At 69.0% G+C, this 3,130-nt stretch carries 3 protein-coding genes; all 3 read left to right on the top strand.

Annotation, left to right across the window (positions count from 1 at the left end; translation table 11 throughout):
* On the top strand, positions 1-1,458 hold a 1,458-nt coding region (locus I0C86_RS40445; RefSeq protein ID WP_196206610.1), incomplete at its 5' end, for a glycoside hydrolase family 53 protein.
* 263 nt (positions 1,459-1,721) lie between these two features.
* Positions 1,722-2,330, top strand: a complete 609-nt coding sequence (locus I0C86_RS40440) for a DUF4956 domain-containing protein (protein ID WP_196206609.1) — start codon at positions 1,722-1,724, stop codon at positions 2,328-2,330.
* The coding region (locus I0C86_RS40435) for a polyphosphate polymerase domain-containing protein (protein ID WP_196206608.1) at positions 2,327-3,130 on the top strand (804 nt) is incomplete at its 3' end. The genes I0C86_RS40440 and I0C86_RS40435, both read left to right, overlap by 4 nt.

Raw genomic sequence — 3,130 nt, 5'->3', positions numbered from 1 at the left:
GGTTTCGAGTCCTCCGGTGCCAGCCAGACCCCGCCGGGCTGGTCGGAGTCCTCCAGCAGCGGAACGCAGAGCGCCGGCTTCACCGAGGCAGGCGGACGCTCCGGCAACTACCGGCTGTCGCACTGGGCATCCGGCGCGTACCGGGTGGAGACCCACCAGCAGCTCACCGGCCTGGGCAACGGGTCGTACACCCTGCGGGCCTGGGTACGCTCCGGCGGCGGCCAGGTCGCCGCCTACCTGTCGCTGCGCAACTGCGGCGGCGCCGAGCAGCGGGTCGACATCCCCACCGTCGCCAACTGGACCCAGATCTCGGTGACCACCCAGGTCACCAACGGCCAGTGCACCGCCAGCATCGTCTCCGACGCGCGGGCCGGAAACTGGATCAACGTCGACGACGTGGAGTTCACCGGCGGCGGCAGCGGAGGCTCGGCCGCCCAGATCCGCGGCGTCGACATCTCCACCCTGCTCAAGAGCCAGGACCGGGGCGGCGTCTACCGGGACTCCGGCGGCACCCAGCGCGACCCGGTGCAACTACTCGGAGCCAACGGGGTCAACTACGCCCGGTTGAAGGTCTGGGTCAACCCGGCCGACGGCTACAACAACAAGGCCCGGGTGCTGACCATGGCCAGCCGGATCAAGGCGCAGGGGATGAAGCTGCTTGTCGACTTCCACTACTCGGACACCTGGGCCGACCCCGGCAAGCAGTACAAGCCCGCGGCCTGGAACGGCTACAACTTCACCCAACTGCGCGACGCGGTCTACAACCACACGTACGACGTCCTCAACGCACTGAAGGCCCAGGGTACGACGGCCGACATGGTGCAGGTCGGCAACGAGATCAACGACGGCATGCTCTGGCCGGACGGCCGCAGCAGCAACTGGGCCAACCTGGCCGCCCTGCTCACCGCCGGCAGCAACGCGGTGAAGGCGGTGAACGGCTCGACGCAGGTGATGCTGCACCTCGCCGAGGGCGGCAACAACTCGCAGCACCGGTGGTGGTTCGACCAGGCGACCTCGCGGGGGGTGCCGTTCGACGTGATCGGCGTCTCGCACTACCTCTACTGGCACGGGTCACTGTCCAGCCTCCAGTCCAACCTGAACGACCTGGCGTCCCGGTACGGCCGGCCGGTGCTGGTCGCCGAGACCGCGTACGGGTTCACGCTCAATGCCGACGACAGTGAGCCGAACATCTTCAACTCCTCGTTGCAGCAGGCCGGCGGTTACCCGGCCACGCCGCAGGGTCAGGCCGACGCACTGCGCGCGGTGTTCACCGTCGTCCGGTCGGTACCGAACGGGCGGGGTCTCGGCGTCTTCTACTGGGAGCCCACCTGGACGGCCGTACCCGGTAACGGTTGGGATCCGGGGAACGCCTCGTCGGGCAACGGCTGGGAGAACCAGGCCCTGTTCGACTACGGCGATCGGGCGCTGCCCGGCCTGTCGGTCTTCGGATCGGCCTGATCCCGAGCTGACCTGATGCGGCGGTTCCGGCCCGGAAGACGGGCCGGAGCCGCCGCATCCGTTATCCGTTCGGAGTTGCCGCTGACGGCCCGGTCCGCGCACGGTCCGGCGCCACTTCCGGACTGATCGAAGGTTGTGAATCACATCTCGTTACAAACTGTTAGCGGGAGCAACCCACATGCATCGAGAACCTTCAATGTAACCTGGATGTCGGCATCCGTTTACCCACAGCTCACCGGATGATATCCAGGAGGACAGGACCCATGCCGCAGCTCGCCCTATTCGCGATCGACATCGTCGCAGTGACCCTGCTCGTGTTCGGGCTCTACTTCCCCCGTCACCGACGCCGAGATCTCGTGGCCGCGTACCTCGGCGTCAACATCGGGGTCATGGCCGTCGCGAGTTCGCTCGGCACCACCAGCGCCGGTACCGGACTGGGCCTGGGGCTGGCGCTGTTCGGGGTGCTGTCCATCATCCGGCTCCGCTCGACCGAACTCGACCAGCACGAGGTGGCGTACTACTTCTCGGCACTGGCGCTCGGCATCCTCTCGGCACTCGGTGGTGGGCCGGCGTGGCAGGTGCCGTCCATGATGGCGCTGATCCTCGTGGTGCTGTTCATCGGCGACCATCCCCGGCTGTTCCGCAGCTACCGACGGCAGAGCATACTTCTCGACTCGGCCGTCACCGACCAGGTCGCGCTCGTCGCCCAGCTGGAGCAGATCCTCGGCGCCCGGGTGCACTCCGCGGGCATCCAGCGCGTCGACCTGGTCAACGATACGACGCTGGTCGATGTCCGCTACTCGCACCCCTCGGTGCAGCGTGCCGCGCGCGGCGTCGTGGTCACCGCCGCCTCCGGTGGAGTGCCCCGATGACCACGCTCGACCGCGCCCCGATGGACCGCCTGGAGCCCATCGGGCTGGACGAACTCACCGAGCGCGCCGACCTGCAGACCCGGGTGGACCGCAAATACGTCCTGCCGCTGCGCGAGGTCGGCGCCATCCTCGCCGAGATGGGTCCCGAGACCCGGGTGCTGGAGATCGACCGGGCGCGCTCCTTCGCCTACCAGTCGGTGTACTTCGACACTCCGGACCTGACCAGCTACCTGCTGACCGCCCAGCGCCGCCGGCGCCGGTTCAAGGTCCGGACCCGGACCTATCTCGACTCGGCGGAGTGCTGGCTGGAGGTCAAGACGCACGGCGCGCGGGGCAGCACGGTGAAGAACCGGCTGGCGTACGAGCCGGAGCACCATGCCACCCTCGCGCCGGGATGGCAGTTCGTCGAGACCGTGCTCGCCCAGGAGTCGATCGTGCTCGGCGGCGCCCCGGCGTTCGTACCCACCCTCGTCACCCAGTACCGGCGCAGCACCCTGTTCCTGCCCGAAACCGCCAGCCGGGTCACCATCGACACCGAGCTGACCTGGCAGGACGACGGCTGCCCGCTACGGCTTCCGGACCTGGCGGTGGTCGAGACCAAGACGGGCTCCACCGCGTCCCGGGTGGACCGTATGCTCTGGGTCCGCGGCCACCGGCCGACCCGGATCTCCAAATACGCCACCGGGCTGGCCGCGCTGCGTCCCGACCTGCCGGCGGCGCCATGGCGGCGGACCCTGCGCCGGCACTTCACCCAGGTCGGGTCCGCGAGCTGCGGCCACGACACCCACCCCGTCCCCGGC

It is taken from the genome of Plantactinospora alkalitolerans (assembly GCF_015690345.1).
GTDB classification, from domain to species: Bacteria; Actinomycetota; Actinomycetes; order Mycobacteriales; family Micromonosporaceae; genus Plantactinospora; species Plantactinospora alkalitolerans.
This window is presented reverse-complemented; position numbering and strand designations above follow the sequence as displayed.

Excerpts from the sequence above, each read along its gene's own strand:
- I0C86_RS40440 (WP_196206609.1), top strand. The coding sequence starts at position 1,722 with ATGCCGCAGCTCGCCCTATTCGCGATCGACATCGTCGCAGTGACCCTG.